Genomic DNA, 16,320 nt, shown 5'->3' on the forward strand with positions numbered 1-16,320 from the left:
TGACGGTTATAGTGCTGAAAGCCCCGCCTGATCGAGAGCGGGGCTTTTTTATTAAGGCCTGTTGCCCTTGAAGCTGGCCGTTAACCCGCTATACTTTTGTAAATACATATTGATCGGGCAATCCATGAAGATCAGGAAAATTGCACTTATCACTCCTCCTTACCACTCCGGGGTGGTCGAATCGGCCGGCACCTGGCTCAATGTCGGTTTTGTCTACATTGCCGGCTCCCTGAGGGCTGCAGGCTATGAGGTGGACTATTACGACGCCATGTCACTCTGGCATGAATGGCCCGATATCCGTCGGAGGATCGAGGCGTTCCGGCCGGACGTTGTGGCAACTACCGCTTATACCGCTTCGGTCATGGACGCCATCAAACTCTGCGGTTTTGCCAAAGAGATCGATCCCCGTATTGTCACCGTCCTCGGTAATGTCCACGCAACGTTCATGTATGAAGAGGTGCTGAAACAGCATGGCACCAAGGTTGACTACATCGTGAGGGGCGAAGGAGAGGAGACCCTGCCCGAACTGTTGCACTGCCTGAATGCCGGCGATGATCCGGCAAAGGTTGCCGGTGTTGTCTTTCAACGTGCCGGCGAGGTTTGCATTGCCCCGCAACGGCCATATATCCATGATCTTGATGCACTCCCCACCGCGTGGGATCTTGTGGAATGGCCCATTTATCGCTACCGGGCCAAGAAAGATGCCCGGTTGGCAATTGTGTCGTCATCCCGCGGCTGCCAGCAGCAGTGCTCATTCTGTTCCCAGCAGCTCTTTTGGTCACGTTCCTGGCGTGCCCGTTCCCCGGAGAATTTCATTGCCGAACTGGAGCTGCTTCATGGCCAATATGGGGTGGAAGTGGCCATGCTGTCCGATGAGATTCCCACCTTTGATCGTGTCCGCTGGTTAAAGATCCTGGATCTGATGATCGAACGGCGGGTGCCGGTAAAACTGCTGCTTGAGACCAGGGTTGACGATATCCTGCGCGATGCCGACATCATGGATAAATACCGTATCGCCGGAGTCGAGCATATCTATGTCGGGGTAGAGGCCGGGAGCCAGGAGACGCTGGACTTGTTCAAGAAAGACACCAAGGTTGAGCAGTCCAAACAGGCCATAGACCTGATAAACCAGGCGGACATAGTCTCCGAGACCTCCTTTGTCCTTGGAATGCCGGACGACACCCCGGAGTCGATCGCCGAGACCGTGGAACTGGCAAAGCATTACAACCCTGACATGGGGTTCTTCCTGGCGATCGCCCCCTGGCCATATTCCGAGTTGTACCCGGAACTGGAGCCGCATGTCGCCACCAAGGACTACCGGAAATACAATCTGGTGGAGCCGGTGCTGAAGCCGCGGAATATGACTCTGGAACAGTTGGAGAAGGAGCTGGGGCGGGCGTCACAGAAATTTTTCATGCACAAGTTCCAGAACCTCCATACTCTGTCGTCCTGGAAGCAGGAGTTCATGCTGTCAGTTCTGGATCTGCTGATCAATCACTCGTACCTTGCCGATCAGATGAAGGCTGCCATGAAAGAGGGGAAACAGATGCCTGAAGAGGTCAGGAATCTTATCCGGTCGGTCAAGGCTTCAGGCGGAGCTCACTCGGACGTCCTGGCGCCTATTCCTTGAGCTACTTGAAGTACTCCGCATGGATGGAGCTGCCCATGTGCGAGGTAATGAAGATCGATACGAGCGAGATGAGGAAGCAGGCGATATAGAACCATGCGGCCCGTTGCCCATCCCATCTGAAGAAATGCCGCAGATGCAGATATACCCCGAAGAGGAGCCAGGTTAGCAATGACCAGGTCTCCACCGGGTCCCATCCCCAGTATCTCCCCCAGGAACGATAGGCCCAGATTGAACCTGCCAGCATGGCTATTGCCCAGAAGATGAAGCCGAACCCGGCAAAGCGGTAAGCATACAGGTCCACGGTGTTGGTGTCCGGCAGCTTGTTGAGCCATTCCGCCTGGCACTGCCGCTGCTTCAGCAGCACAAAAACGGAAAAGGCAAAAGCTATAACCAGGGTCGCCAGCGCGATCTTGTAAAAGGCGATGTGAAAGATCAGCCAAACAGAGCCGAAAGTGGTGGGCAGCGATCTGATGCCGGGGTTGTACATGTTGGCCAGAGCCAGCATCAGGAAGGTTGCCGGGAACACCAGGATGCTGGCAGGCCTGATTCTAGGGTAGATCCGGATGAAAACCATGAATGCCGCCATGGTGACCCAGGCATCCGATGAGAGCACCTCGCTGGGAGCCATGTACGGGCCATGACCGACGATGCGCCACCAATGACCGATTGCGGCGCCGTGCACGACAAGGGCAGCAGCAGCCGGCCAGTAGCTTCTCTGCTCCAGCGTCCGCTTGCTGAAGATAATCCCCGCAACATTGGCAGTTGTTGCAACAACATAGAGAAAGACCGCTATCCAGTTTAGTGTTACATATATTGCCGTCTGCTTGTCCATTAAGCGGTTACCTCTCTTTTTCCATACTATCGGTCAAAATTTCCAGTTCCTCCCGGTACAGTTTTGCAAAACGCGCAGAACGCCAGGAAAAGCGAATTTTCCCCTCGTTCTCTTCCAGCCAGGCCTCACGCGGCGGCAGGCAATAAATAAGGGCCGCCCCAAGGACGATCAGCAGGAAACCGGCAAAGACCCCCTCGATACCGTACAGCCTGACGAAGATCAGCCGCGTCCAGTCACGGACCTCAAGGAGTCTCACCTCCTTGCCACCAAGCATGCCACTTTCGCCCTGGCGCAGGGTCAAGCGGGCGCTTTCCCTGCCGTTCTCCACCAGACGCAGCGTCAACGGCATTTCCTCGTGCTTGAGTGGTTTCCCTTTGGCGAACGGGAAATATTTCACCTGTAACAACCGGGTATCTCCCGGCATCTTGAACTCGTTATAGCCTGCTTCGACAAGCCGCGCAGGAAAGCGTATCGAATACGCTACCGGAGGCTGAGTGCTGCTCTGCGGGTCTATGGCAACAAGGAACGACTGTCCGTACTCGTTCCCCTGGTAGATGGTCAGGCCGTTGCGGTAAAGGGGGGCATTGATTGCCGTCTTAGCGGCGGCGCCGGTCGCCGGATCGTTACCGAAGAAGATATCCGACTCCACACTGCTGACGCTGTCCCTGCTGTAGCTGAGCCTCAGCCGGTCGAACCGTATTGACTCCGGGAGGATCAGCGTGCCTGCCAGCAGCCCCATTTCCTCGCTCAGCCAGGGTGCGCCGGGGAGGTGGGTTTCATCCTGCAACAGGTCGATACTGCCACGTTGCTGGGTAACTGTAATGAGCAGCGATGCGGCAATGCAGACCAGCATCCCCAGATGCAGGGAAAAGGCGCCCCAGTAGCCCCAGGGGTGTTTTACAAACCGGTGTGATGTTGCTGATAGTTGCCGATAACCGTTCTTTCTGAGGATTCCGGCAGCAGTTGTCAGGGAGAGTTGATATGTGCCGACCGCATCAGTAGGGGATGGAGCGGTAAATGTCCTTCTCCAGGCAGACTTACCCTGCTCAAAGGTGGAGAGTCCGAGAGAGATGCTGACCAGGAGCAACAGCAGGGCAAACCCCGGAGTCGTATAGATATGGAACAGTCCCAGCAGCTCGGCAAGCGGAGCCAGGGCAGGGTGGCTGGAGTGCCATGTGTCGAGCTGTGGTTTTTCGGTGATGAATGCCTGCGGAACTAGAGCCCCGACAGTAACGGCTGCTAGCACCAGCACAATAAGGGTCAGGATAGTCGTGCGCGAGAGGAAAAACCTTTTGCCGCGGGTCATCATGCTATCTGTTGCCGCCAGCATGCTGGAGAGGCGATCTGTCTGCCTTGGGCCAGGGGATTACCGTATTGGTACTGGTGCCGGAAATGGTGTCGACGTTGGTGATGAGCCAGCGGTTGCCATCCTGCTTCATACTGTACTTCATCTCGTAGATGAACCCATGTTCCTCGGCGAATTTCTTGCCCGTGGTGATGTTTATATGCGTGAAGTTCCATGTCTCCTTGGTCTGCACCGTTGCCTCAGCGGGTTTCGGTTGGTCGATCTTGACAAAGGCTATCCCTTTGAGTGACGAGTCCATCCTGAGCTTGCCCTCGCCAAGCGCCGCCATGTGGTGATAGAGCTTGGTCGCCTGATCAACGGTTGCTACCTCTTGCAAAGGGTTCATGTTCATGGAGCGGTAGCCGTCGGCCAGCAGCTGGTTGTAGCGCATGATTGCAGCTTTGATCGGTTTGTCCTTGCTGCCAGTTGGGGCGCAGGCCGTTATACCGCAAATGAATAATGTCAGGAGCAGCCTGAGAAATCTATTGTTCATGTGACGGACTTTACCACATTGGAAGATGGGATTCAATTTAAGCAGAAAAGAAAACCCCCGCCGGAAAGGCTCCGGCGGGGGGTAATACCTACCAGCCTAAAAGAGTACCTGATGCACTATGTTCAGTACAGCCAGTAGACGACTGGCAGTTGCTCTGCCCCATATTATTTCCGGCAGCGGGCCTGCTTCCACCATTCATGTAGATGGTTCCGCCATTATTGCCATCAGGCTTGTAACGGCCGGGAGCTGCTGGACCAGTAAGGAGCCTGAGTGCCCTACCTCCGTGAGGCACACGGATATGGCAGCCTACGCATGCTTTGGCGTGAGAGTTGCCCCTTTGGGTGTGGGCAGCGCCTCCACCAGCCCAGAGATGGCAGCTGAAGCAGAAGTTGTTGGTTGGCACAGTAGCACTTCCTGTGCCGGTTAACAAAGTTCCTGTCCCGCCTGTTGATGTACCATTCCCATCAGCGGTTGTATAGGGCCAGTTATAGTATTTGGTGCCAGTGGTGTTGGGGTTGAGCATCCATCTGACCGAAGATCCATGAGGGCCTTTGGATGTGGCTGAATCAGTCCCGTGGCAGTCAGAGCAAGTCATAATTGAACCAGATGCCCATCCACCGGTAAGTGATCCTGCGACAAGCTGTCTCGCCGCAGGGAGGGCTTGAATGACCGGGTGGTATGACTCATTATTAGGGTTGAACTCCAAGCCGAGATCGGTCCATGCTAAGGCTCCGGTACCGCCCCAAGTTGTTGTCACATTGCTGTTGGCGTTGGAGTGGCACTTGAAGCAGATCTGCCATTCGGTGGTTGCTACCGGATAAGCATTGGCGGCATTTGCGCCGGTGTAATAGGCGGTGCTGGCGGCGGCGGTCCATTTGGCGGGCCACGCCGGGGTGGCTACCCCGGTTGCACCGGTCACTACCCCGGCCAGTGTTGCTGAGCCGGCAGTGTGATTGCCGGTTTTAGCCGCATGGGTGTTGTGGCAATCGGCGCATTCAATGTGCTTGTTGGCATTGATGTAAGTCGGCGTTTCGTCTTTGGGTGATGGTCGGTGCTTGCCGCTGTAACTGTCTACCCTGTGGCCGAAACTCTTGGCAACAGGAGTAGTGGTCGGGGTGGTATAGAAGGAGTCAAAGGTATCGATAGCCGCTGCCGACATTGCCTTGGCACCATACCAGTCCTTGGCATTGTTGGCGACCGTCTTGGCCGTGCCACCGATGACGTCTGTTGACGTGCTGTGGCAGCGGTAACAGAACTTTTCTTCCATGAAATCAGTGAGTGTTGCCCCCATAGCTGCCGACAGGCGGCCGTCGGCGCTGGCATGGATGGCGAACTTGTTGCTGCTAGACTGGAACAGCGACGTCTCTCCACTCGAAGCATTATGGCACTTCGAGCAGTTGGCCCGGAACTGCGAACTGTCGGAGAACGTCGACGTTGTCTCATAGTTGTGGGCAGTCAGATCATAATTGGCTTTGGTGACAACAGCGGTTATCGTTGAGCCGTCGGTCTTTTGAGTGATACTCTTTACAATTCCCGAGGCGTTACTGTGGCAGCCGAGACAGACACCGCCGGTGGCGTTGTAGTCGGAATTATCAGCTCCGGCAGTCTGGTCAATTCCGGGGGTAAGGATATTGAATGTTTTTCTGAGGTTACCGCCACGGCCAAGGGCAACACTGGGGTTGGCCTTGTTATAGATAGGGCTGAAAATATCGTGATCGACATGGCACTGGAGGCAGCTGTTGGTCTGGGTGTAGTCCGAATTGGTATAAGTAGTGTTGGCTGTGTCGATAAGGTGGTGATAGGTGGTTGTGTCGGTTTTCATGGTATTGGCGAAGGCGTGGCAGCCGACGCAAGCTATTTTACCTGCTGATTCGCCACCATCGAGCTGGCCATTGATATGCTTCGTCCGGTTCGCACCTACAGTAAAAGTCCCGTCAAGATTCACATGGTCATGGCAGCCGTTGCAGACGTTTAAGGCGGTAGGCCTAGTAATAGCGGTGTGCCCAGAAGTGTTGGGTGGGAAGCCGTGACACTTGGCGCAGTCGCCGGTGTTGCTCGGCGTGCCGGTCAGGTAGGTAGTATCGGTCCAGACCGGGTTGGTGCCGGTGCCGCCAACCTCGGTAAAACCATGGCAGTAAGTATTGGTACAGCTGTGGGAACCAGCAACGAATGCTGCCGGCGAGGCCTTGGCCACGGCCAGGCCACTGAAGGTGATATCGGCGGTGCCGTTCATGTGCGTGGCATCGTTGAGCGTCGTGGCGCCATGGCACCGGGCACAAGGGACCGCATCGGTGTAGCCGCTGACAGCATTGAGGTGAGCGGTGTGGACTGTGGCGATGGCGCTGGTCGTTGACCGCCCCGTATCGGTAAATGGATTGAATGAACTATTGCTGTGGCATTTGTCGCATTCACCGGTAACGGTATTGGCTCCCCAGACCGGCGCATTGCGTCCGTGGCACTTGCTGGTGGAGCAGGTGCCGTAAGCTGCGCCTGGATTGAAGGCGCTTCCTTTGCTGAATGTGGTGCCAGTGGCGTGGGTCCCGGTAAAGGCGAGGTTGATCTGGCCGTTGGCATGGGTCGGGTAGATGACCGCTGCATTACCGAATCCTGCGCCATGACAGACATCGCAGGAGGCATTTAACGATGTCTGGGTATGCATGGCATGGCTCCCGGTTGCTGTTGCATCAAGGTCCATATCTTTATGGCAACCGGCGCAGTTCAGCGCTGCGGTTGCTGTTGTCCAGGAAATTGCCGGTTTGTAAGTTACCGCACCGGTACCGCCTGCTCCTTGCACGTCGCTGTGGCAGTAGACATTGGAGCAGGTGCCGTAGGCGCTGTTGGGGGTGACTGCCGCCCCGCCGGAATAGGCGCCGGTAGCTGCAGGGGTGGTGAAAGCGATATTGACCAGCTGGTTGACGTGCGAGGAACCGCTGCCGGTGGGGGTGGCTGTTGCCGCATAGCCGCTGCCGTGACAGATGGCGCAGCTGTAGCCGGCGTTACCGGCAGTAGCTTGGGCATGCTTCACATGCTTGCCGGTCGCACCGGCGTTGGATGACATATCCAGGTGGCAGCTGCCGCAACTGAGGGTTGTGCCCCAGGTAATTGTCTGGGTTGTGCCACGGGAGTCACTGTGGCAGTAAGATGTGCTGCAGGTGCCGTAACCGCTGCCTGGGGAGTTGCTCCCCTGCGAATAGACGGTGCCGGTTGTTATGGCGCCGTTGAACGCAATTTCAATGGTGCCGTCGGCGTGCAGGGCGCTGGCAACCCCGGTATTGGGGTCTTTGCCGGCCCCGAAGTGGCAGGTGCTGCAGGCAATGGCGTAAACCCTGGCATGTTTAGAGTGGCTGCCGGTACCGGTGGTGTCGGTGGCCATGTTCACATGGCAGCCGCCGCAAGTGCCCACGGAAGCAGCATTGCCCCAAACCGGGTTCTTATAGGTAATGCCGGTTGCGGCGCCGGTCGTCGCGTTTTGCACCGTGCTGTGGCAGTAAACGTTCTGGCACTGCTGGTAGCCGCTGCCGGGCGCCTTGGTATTGCCGCCGTAGTAGGAAGGCGTGGTGCCGCCGTTGCTTGCCGGTGCCGCGAATGAGAGATTGATGGCGTTGTTCACATGGGTCGCAGTAACCACTGCCGCATTAGTATAGCCGGAATGGCAAACGCCGCAGGCGTAGCTGTATGGCGCCTGGGCATGGGTCTTGTGACTGCCGGTGCCTGTGGTGTCAGTTGCCATATTGACATGGCACGACCCGCAACCGACTGCGCCATTGTCGAGTCCCCAATGAGGAGAGCTGAATGTCGGGGCACCTATGCCGCCGGCACCCTGGACCGTGCTATGGCAGTAGACATTGGTGCAGGCCGCGGTGCCGGCTGTCCAGCTACCGCCGGTTGCCGGTGCTCCGAAAGCAACGTTCTTGATCCCGTTGGCATGGTTGCTCTGGTTGCTGATCGTGGTGGCGGCGAAAGTGGCGCCGGTGACGGTTGCCGAATGGCAGACGGCGCAGGCGATGGCGTAACCGGCCGCATCGATATGTTTGGTGTGGCTGTTGCTGGCAACCGGCACGCTATGGCAGAAGTTGCAGCGGGTGGCGTTGGCCTGGCCGGTGATGACGCCATTGCCGTTGTTCCAGGCCGGAATGGTCGCCGGTGTTGGGGCATTGACGGTAATGCCGGTACGTGGTGCGCCGTTACTGTGACAATATACATTGGCGCAGGTGAAGGTGCCCGCTGTGTAGATCGGGGTCAGGCCGCCGGTGGCGGCAACCGAGCCGGCAGTGACCTTGAAGACATCCTGATAGGTGCCGGTAGCATGGTCATTGCCGTTGTGGCACTCCGAGCACGCCTTCTGGTAAGGGGTAAAGGCGTGGGTGGCGTGGCCGCTGACCGCTTCGGTGGTGAATGGCGACCCTGCGGCATAGCCGTCAGGTCCACCGGCAGTGTTGGCCCGGGGTGGATAGCCATGACAGGCGTTGCACGCCTTATTAGGGTCTACCGAATAAGTGCCGAGCGGGTTGTCGTGAGTATGGCAGTTGGTGCAGCCGGTGGTGTCGGCCACATTGTGGAAGGACTGGAAGCCGGCACCGAGCGGGATGTCGTGGCATGACTGGCAAACGCCGTTGCCATTAGCATCCTTGTAGTTTCTGACCGCGGTTGACTGGAAAAATACCGGTTTGTTTTTGGCTGACCGGAGCGTTGAAGAGAAGCGCATCTGCCGGTTTACCAGCCGGACGTTCGGGGTTGTACCGTCGCCGAGATCGACATGGCCACCGTGGCAGTCGCCGCACTGGACGTTCTGGCCCCGTTTGTTATGGCTGAATTTGCCGATATGGCAAGTGGTGCAGAGATTGGGATCGTTGGGTTGCACCCCGCGAAGCGTTGTACGCAGCAGGTTGCCGTCTCCGGTTGACAGGTTGTTGTAGGCTGCTGCTGTTTTGGTAGTCCCGGCCCGGGAGTCGGAATAGTGAACGCCGTGGCAGGAACTGCAGAGGATCTTGCCGTTAATCAACTTGAGGCCGCTGCTGCTGGAAAAGCCCTTGAACTTCGGATTGCCTGTAGTACGGGCTGCATAGTCAATTCCGACCGGGTGGGTGCCCAGCTTGTGGTCAGCAGTGTTCCTCGAACGGTGGCAGTCGAGGCAGAGCTGGTCCTGGTCGTTGGCTATTCTCAGGAATTTGCCGTTGCTGTTGCTGTGCTGGTTATGGCACCTGACACAAGAGATTGAGCCGGCAATGGTCGCCTTGTTCAACTCGCTGTTCAGCGGGGCCTGGGCTCCGGCTGCAGGGACATTCTCCGGGCCTTGCCACATATGGGATGTCTGGTAGACCGTGCCGTTGCGGGTAGCTGTGTAGGACCCGAAAGGGTTCGCCATATCCGCTTCGGTAAACGGCTTGCCCCCCCCCTTGGGGAAGCCGGGCCGGTGGCAGTTGAGGCAGATATTGTTGTAGCCGGTCCCGCCGAGCGCAGGATGACTCGCATGGCAGGCAATACAGGAAAAGCCGCTGGCTGTGCTGTGGGGGGCATCCGGTACGACTGCTGCCGTGGATGTCCCGCTGCTGCCTGAAACGACCAGTGTCAGAACGGCAGTGGCTATGTAGATTTGCAAATATTGTTTCATGTGAGGCTCCTCAAAGCTGTGGCCGAGAGATGCTGCAGACTGATTTTCAATAAGGTGTCAAGTTCACGTCTTTGGTGACCCGGGTTGTCAAGTCGCTTCCGCCAGGACCGCTTACCAGATAACTGAAGCTGGAGAAATCGTTTTTGACTGGGGAAATCCCAGGATTGGCCGTATAGGTCAGCCTGGCGAAATTGCCGGAGATACCGTTGATGTTTACTGCGTCGAACACCACTTGGTTAGTTAATGAATTATAGCTGCCTGTAAAAATTGAGGTCCCATTTAGGCCGGTAAGTGAAGTGGCACCGGTTTTCAGGGTGGTGTTGGACGAGAGAATCGGAAATACGCCAGACGGCAAGGTTGCAGTAACGGTAATGCCCCTGACGGTTGTCGTGTTGTTGAACAGCGGCGTTATCGAGTAGGTAACGGCCGTGTGGGAAGTTATCGGTGTGGAAGATGACGCACTGCCACCACAACCTGCTATTGCAAAAGCCAGAAGGGATAAAAATAAATAGATTGGTCGGTTTATCATTTTTGGTCCTTTAAAGTAGTATTCAATGATCCTTTTACAACCCTAAGATTGTTTCCAATATTACGACAACATCGAAAATGTTGATCTTTCCATCCGGTCTGGATGGCGGAGCTACATCGCCTCGCAGGAGATCTGTTGGCGTAGCTTGATTTATCCCTACAGACATTCTCATAGCTCTAATAACGTCAGTAATGTCTGGCGGACTGTTGTCGTTCGCCAGGCGACCGTTGCGGGTGCTGTTCCCGGCCGGATCGAGGCCGAACAGGTTCATGGTCGCCGGGTCATAAGGGGTCGAAAGGGTAATCGCCCAGGTGCCGGTCGCGCCAACGATCTGCGGCGGTACCAGGTTGTTAGCGTTGGCATCTCTGATGTAGACCGTTGAGCCTGGTGCAAACTGGCCGCTCAGGGTGGTGGTCTGGCCGGTGAATGAATTGAGGGTGAAGTCTGCCGGAGGAGAGGTTTTGATCCAGATGCTCCGATAAGAAGTTACGCTGTTGCCAAAGGCGTCGGTCGCGGTAATGGCAACCAGATGGGTTCCGTCGCCCAGGCCGCTCTGGCTGAGGGTGAAGGTGCCTGGGGCGCCCGGAGCAAAGGTTGCCGGGATGGCTGCGCCGTCAAGAGCTGCGGAGACGGCTGCCGCACCGGCGCTGCCACTTACGGTAACAGCTGTACTTCCTGTAGTCAGATCATTTACCGGACTGCTGACAGTAAGCGTAGGTTTGTCGGCTGCTACCCTGGTCACGGTCATGACTGCGCTGTTGAGCTGGCTTGCGCCGTTCATGGCCGTTGCCTGGATAGTGTTGAGACCGTTGTCAAGGTTGATGCCGGTAGCGGTCCAAGTTCCTGTGCCGAGCGTTGCTGGCACTGTGGTCGGGGTGCCACTGGCAAGGTAGCTGATCTGCACAGAGGTAGTGCCTGCCGGGGCAGTGCCTGCAAAGTCAAGGGTCGCGGCTGTGGTAACGCTGCCGTTGGTTGCAGCTGTTGACGTTATGGTCGTTTGCGCGATTGTCGGGTCATAGTTAATAGTACGGCTGTCGCTGGCGCTGTTACCTGCCTTGTCATAAACCGTGGTAACTATGGTGTTGGCTCCGGCAGTAAGGATGACCGGGTGGGCAAAGGTGCCACCCGACAGAGTCAGAGTCACTGGTGCACCGTTGTTGACAGTATTTACCGCTACCGTCACTCTGTCGAAGTTTTCGTCGATAACCACGGCGCCGCGGACCGTCACCAGCTTGGTGGCCGTAGTGCTGCCGGAGGCCAGCGTCGAGACATCCATGTCAGGTGGCGTAAGCACAGCATTGATGGTGGCGGCAATGGTTGAGCTGGTTTTGCCCCCAAGCGAGCCGACAATGGTAAAGCTGTTGGCACCGGCTACCAGGCCTGTGACCGGCACGCTCCAAGTGGTGGCAGTGGGATAGCTCGTGGCACCGATAACCGCGGCGGTATTGGCGGTTACTGCAACTGTTGCACCGCTGTCCATGGTGCCTGTCAGTGTCTGGGCCGTGTTGTTGGTCGGTGATGTTACCGCATTGAGCGTCAGGGCAACGGCGTTGGCCGCGCTGAAGGTAACGGTCCGGGTCAGGGTGGCCGGGTTGTTGGCACTGTCGTAGGCATTAAAGGTAAAGATGTTGGCGCCTGCGGCGATGCTGCTTACAGTGACGCTCCAGACGTTGACCGTGGGGCTGGCGGAGGAATAGGTAACCGGTCCGATGACCGCCGCGGTGTTGGCAGATACCGCCACCACAGCACCTTTTTCCACGGTGCCGGAGAAGGTGAAGCTGCTCTGGTTGGTGGTAAAGTCGGCGGTCGGGGTGATGGTGAACGGGTTGGGCGGGGTGACATCGACATTGCCGGGGGTGGCGCCGCCGTCAACTGCATAGGCGGTCAACGAACCGAGACCGTTGGCGACAATAAGCCGGTTATTGGTGTTATCGAAAATTACGTCGGACGGGTTCTTCAGTTGGCCGGGGTTCCTGCCGTAGCCGCCGATCTCTTTGAGAAAGGTGCCATTGCCTGTCGGGTCAATCACCTGGACCCGGCTCTGGAACGAGTCGAGCAGGTACATCCTGGACAGGCTTTGGGTGGCGTCTTTGGTGTATTCAAAGGCGATCCCCTCAGGCGAGGTGAAGGCCAGTTGACCGGAGCCGAGGCTGCCGATACTTTTCTGGTAGGCGTAGCTAAGGTCGAAAAACTGGACTCGGCCGTTGAAGGTATCAGCAACTGCCAGCTGCCGGGATTTCTTTTCAAAGGCAATGCCGGTAGGCGTAGCAAACTGGCCGCTACCATTGCCGCTGCTGCCGAAACTGTTGGCCGGCTTGCCGGAGACGGCAACACCGGTATTCACCGGCTGCCCTTGGGCGTTAAAAACCAGGACGCAGTCATCGAGGCTGTCGGTTACGAAAATAGTGCCGTTTACCGGATCAATCGCCACGCCGTTGGCATATTTGAAGACAAAGGTTGCACCTTGGCTGTCTTTCAGGGTGAACCGCGCCGTGCCGGCACTGGAAAACACCGTGACCTTGTTCTTCTGGCTGACGACCAGGTCCTCGCCTGCTGTGACCGCCATACCCTGTGGGGTCGGGATCGCTATCGAGGCAACCCATTTGCCGGTCCGGTCGTACTTGTTGATGCCGCCGCCGCGCGGGTCGGTGAGGTAGATGTTCATGAACTGGTCGGTGGCAAGCTTGACCGGAGAGCTGATGTGGCTGGTCACCAACGGCAGATTGGTCACGGCGGGCGAGGCTGCCGCAAGGCACGACCCGGCAAAGGCAGCGAGGAGTGCGATACTCCGGATAATATTAAGGGTGAAGCGGGCGATCATAGGTCGATCCCTCCGTTATTACCAGTTCTTGGAACCATGACAGACTCCGATGCTGAATTGAGCCGGGTTATTCCCTGGCGAGCAGCTGCCGCCACTGTAATTTACCGGGCCTCTGATGGTGAGCGCCGGGGTGAGTTCAAAGGCCGGGGTTGCCATATTGCTGAAGTGGCTGTTACTGCCGTTGGTAACGCTCATGTCGTGACAGTCGGTGCATGGCAGGTGCATTTCAGTCACATGCTTGGCATGTTCACCTGACCAGAAGCTGTTGTACTGCGGAGTCTGGCTGGCTGTTCCGCTAATATGGCACTGTTCGCACTGGGTTGCCACATTAATACTGCCGGTGGCCCACGGCGGTGTGGTGACGCCGCCATGACAGCTGACATTCTGGCAGGTAAGCGTTGGCGTTACTCTTGCGCTACCGGTTTTGGCATTGAATCCTACCGGAATCGCAGTGGAGACATTGGCGAAGCCGCGCGAACCGTGGCGAACTGTCCCATTTGCAGCACCGAAATGACAGGCAGTACAGAGATTCAGCAGGCTGGCAACAGCATTATGGGCAGCATGGCCGCCGGTTGCCGGCGGCTTGGCGTGGCAAGAAATACATTGGCCGGCTACCGGAGGCATGGCAGCACCCAATACGTTGTGGCAATTCCGGCAGGATGGACCGCTACCGCCGTTATAGTCAAGGCCATGGCAGAGGGTGCAGGAATTTGCGATATTGCCGGCTGTCGCGTGGTTGTTCCAACTGCTTGGATAGCCGGAAACCTTGGCCGGATCAACCGGCGGGTGGGCCGTGCCGGTCTTGTGGCATTCTTCGCAGCCATTGGTGAGTGAGCCGATAGCGATGTTGAAGCGTGGGTTGCTGACTGGCGCGGTGCTGGTGGCGTGGCAGGCCCCGCAACCGGCAATATCCGCCAGTGCTGCCGGTCCGTGGAGGCTGGCGGCCTTGAACGGCAGGGAATGCACGACTCTTGGGGCGTGGCCTCCGGCATGGCAGCTGGTTGTGGAGCAGCCGACCTTGGTAATGCCACCCATAAGGTCTGATCCGTGACAGTCGCGGCACTGTGCCGCCTTATCCAGCGCATAGGCATCAAAGTAGGCCTGCCGATGGCCGGTGAACCAGTCTGCAGGGTGTGCTCCGGCAGCGCTGATGCTCGGGGCCTTGTCGTTTGAGCTGCCGCAACCCTGGAGGCTTAAGGCCAACAGGGTTGCAGTGAGTATGAAGTATATCTGGCGGATACTCATCGATATCTCCTGAATAAACCGTTTTACTTGTGGCAGGTCACGCATTTCTCGTTGTTCGCCCGGCCATGGCAACGGTAGCAGCTTGCCGGATCGAGCTTGCCTTCGAATTTGTGCCGGGTCATGTAATCCCCGCGGTGGACCAGGTCACGGTCAGGCCGGTCGCCCATCTTCAACGACGGCTTGATCTCGTTGTGATTTGCGTGGCAGTCGGTGCAGAACGACTGCTTGTGGCAGATGGCGCAGGTCCGTTCCTCGGCCTGGGCCGCAAACCGGTGGTCCTTGACAAAAGACGGGGTGTGGTCGAAGACGGTGTACGGCTTCTGCGAATCCTTCAGCGTGGTTTCATGGCATTCGCTGCAGATCGGCCGTCCCTGCGGCAGCGCCTCGGGGTGGCTCGACGGGAGGTTGCCCGATGCGGGAAGCATTTGGCTGCAAGCAGTTATGAGCAGCATCCCGAAGCCGAGCGCCGCCGGGATAATCCAGGTGACACGGTTCATTGTGCGGCTCCTTTTTTGTTGTTGTAAGAATAGGTAACTCTGAGCAACCCGCGGACATCACCATCATACCAGGGGTTGTCGGCGTAGGTCGCCTCTCCCGAAACCCGCAAAGCCGGTGTTACCTGATAACCACAACCGCCGGTGACCTCGTAGGCGTTCTTTTTGCCGTACACTTTCTCGTCATAGATGTTGGCGATGGCATCGAGATTAACGCTATAGCGGCCGGTATAGTACAGGCCGTAGGCGCGGACCTCGCTGTAGGACATGATGCCGTTGGCGGCAGCGATGCGGGCGACGGCGAGACCGGTGCTGAGTTTCTCGACCGGAGTCAGGCGGAGTTCGCCGCCGTAGCGGTCGGAGTTTCCTTTGCTGTCCCGTTTATAATGCTTGTAGTCGAGCGAAACTTCCGCAGGGAAGGGTAGCTGGGTGATGCGGTAGGTGGCGGTCAGCCCGTGGGAGCGGTATTTTTCATCGTTGTTCGGGTTGAACAGTGACGATGGGGTATTGGTAAAGGTGAAATAGTCTTTCAGGCGGATATCGGTGTAGCTGACGGCAGCGGTCAGCCCTGAGAGCGGTCGGAGCGCCAGCAGGTAGCTGTGCTCGGCAACCTCTTCGGTAGTGCCGTTGTAGCTGCTCCTGCCCGAGAGTTCAACCATCCGGTGCGGCGACAGCCAGAGATCCACTCCTGCGAGCTGACGCTTGTCTTTACCGTACGGTGTTGGGGAATCCCCTTCAAGGAGCCCTGAAAGGCCCAAGTCAAGGATGCCCCCGTAGCGGTAGCCGAGCCGGCCGCCGCCGATGTACTTGCCCTTGGACGAACTGGCACGGTCCAGCTTGACCGGGATACCGCCGAATGCGGACACCGTGAACCCCTTGTTCAGGTCGGTCCTAGCATAGACGCCGTCAACCTGTTCGGCAGCTACCCCTTCATAGACAAAGAACCGCCCGGCCTTGAGCCCGGCATTGGCCTTGTCGAAACGGTACTGCAGGTAGCCGTAGCTGAAGTTGCCGTCGGTCGAGCGGGGTTTGGTGCTTTCGCTGCTGTCATCGGCCAGATCGACGCGTCCCCAGCCATAAAAGTGCAAGGAGAGACCTTTGACCCGGATATCCTCGGCATCGAAACCAAGATACTGGGTTGCCGGGACGACTGTCTGCTTGGAAAAGCCGGGGACGCTCCGCTCCTCTATCCTGATGATCGTTGTCCCATCGGCGCCGATGTCGGCAGCTACGGCTAAAACCGGCAACTGAAGGGCGAGAAGGGCGGCGATACCTGCCAGACGCTTCATAGAGTTGCTCCATGAGTGAAATGATATTTGG

The 16,320-nt window shown here is 57.5% G+C and carries 10 protein-coding genes; 1 reads left to right on the plus strand and 9 read right to left on the minus strand.

From position 1 onward, the window contains the following. The first annotated feature begins 124 nt into the window (after window positions 1-124). The gene (locus KI809_RS15155) at window positions 125-1,630 is read left to right on the plus strand and encodes a B12-binding domain-containing radical SAM protein (protein ID WP_214172426.1); all 1,506 of its coding nucleotides are present in this window, start codon (window positions 125-127) and stop codon (window positions 1,628-1,630) included. 1 nt (window position 1,631) lies between these two features. Here the strand turns inward: KI809_RS15155 and KI809_RS15160 are convergent, their stop codons facing one another. The 9 genes from KI809_RS15160 to KI809_RS15200 form a co-directional block, all read right to left on the minus strand. After that, window positions 1,632-2,462 (minus strand): cytochrome c biogenesis protein, encoded by an 831-nt coding sequence (locus tag KI809_RS15160; RefSeq protein ID WP_214172427.1) that lies wholly within the window; start codon window positions 2,460-2,462, stop codon window positions 1,632-1,634. A 7-nt stretch (window positions 2,463-2,469) separates the two neighbouring features. Further along, the gene (locus tag KI809_RS15165; protein ID WP_214172428.1) at window positions 2,470-3,771 is read right to left on the minus strand and encodes a cytochrome c biogenesis ResB family protein; all 1,302 of its coding nucleotides are present in this window, start codon (window positions 3,769-3,771) and stop codon (window positions 2,470-2,472) included. Between the two features lies 1 nt (window position 3,772). Then, complete coding sequence (locus KI809_RS15170) at window positions 3,773-4,300, minus strand: hypothetical protein (RefSeq protein ID WP_214172429.1); 528 nt, start codon at window positions 4,298-4,300, stop codon at window positions 3,773-3,775. Between the two features lie 88 nt (window positions 4,301-4,388). Continuing rightward, a complete protein-coding gene (locus KI809_RS15175) occupies window positions 4,389-9,911 on the minus strand; it encodes a CxxxxCH/CxxCH domain c-type cytochrome (RefSeq protein WP_214172430.1) in 5,523 nt (1,840 codons plus the stop codon). Window positions 9,912-9,957: 46 nt separating this feature from the next. Continuing rightward, a complete protein-coding gene (locus KI809_RS15180) occupies window positions 9,958-10,440 on the minus strand; it encodes a hypothetical protein (RefSeq protein WP_214172431.1) in 483 nt (160 codons plus the stop codon). A 34-nt stretch (window positions 10,441-10,474) separates the two neighbouring features. Next, window positions 10,475-13,261 carry a 6-bladed beta-propeller gene (locus KI809_RS15185; protein WP_214172432.1) on the minus strand — a complete coding sequence of 929 codons (2,787 nt, stop codon included), beginning with the start codon at window positions 13,259-13,261 and terminating at the stop codon, window positions 10,475-10,477. Between the two features lie 18 nt (window positions 13,262-13,279). Further along, window positions 13,280-14,506: a CxxxxCH/CxxCH domain-containing protein gene (locus tag KI809_RS15190; RefSeq protein WP_214172433.1), complete on the minus strand. Its 1,227-nt coding sequence runs from the start codon at window positions 14,504-14,506 to the stop codon at window positions 13,280-13,282. A 23-nt stretch (window positions 14,507-14,529) separates the two neighbouring features. Then, window positions 14,530-15,003 carry a cytochrome C gene (locus KI809_RS15195; protein WP_214172434.1) on the minus strand — a complete coding sequence of 158 codons (474 nt, stop codon included), beginning with the start codon at window positions 15,001-15,003 and terminating at the stop codon, window positions 14,530-14,532. Next, a complete protein-coding gene (locus tag KI809_RS15200; RefSeq protein WP_214172435.1) occupies window positions 15,000-16,289 on the minus strand; it encodes a hypothetical protein in 1,290 nt (429 codons plus the stop codon). The genes KI809_RS15195 and KI809_RS15200 overlap by 4 nt, the downstream gene beginning before the upstream one ends. Between the last annotated feature and the right edge of the window lie 31 nt (window positions 16,290-16,320).

The sequence above is a fragment of the Geoanaerobacter pelophilus genome (genome assembly GCF_018476885.1).
Classification (GTDB): Bacteria; Desulfobacterota; Desulfuromonadia; order Geobacterales; family DSM-12255; genus Geoanaerobacter; species Geoanaerobacter pelophilus.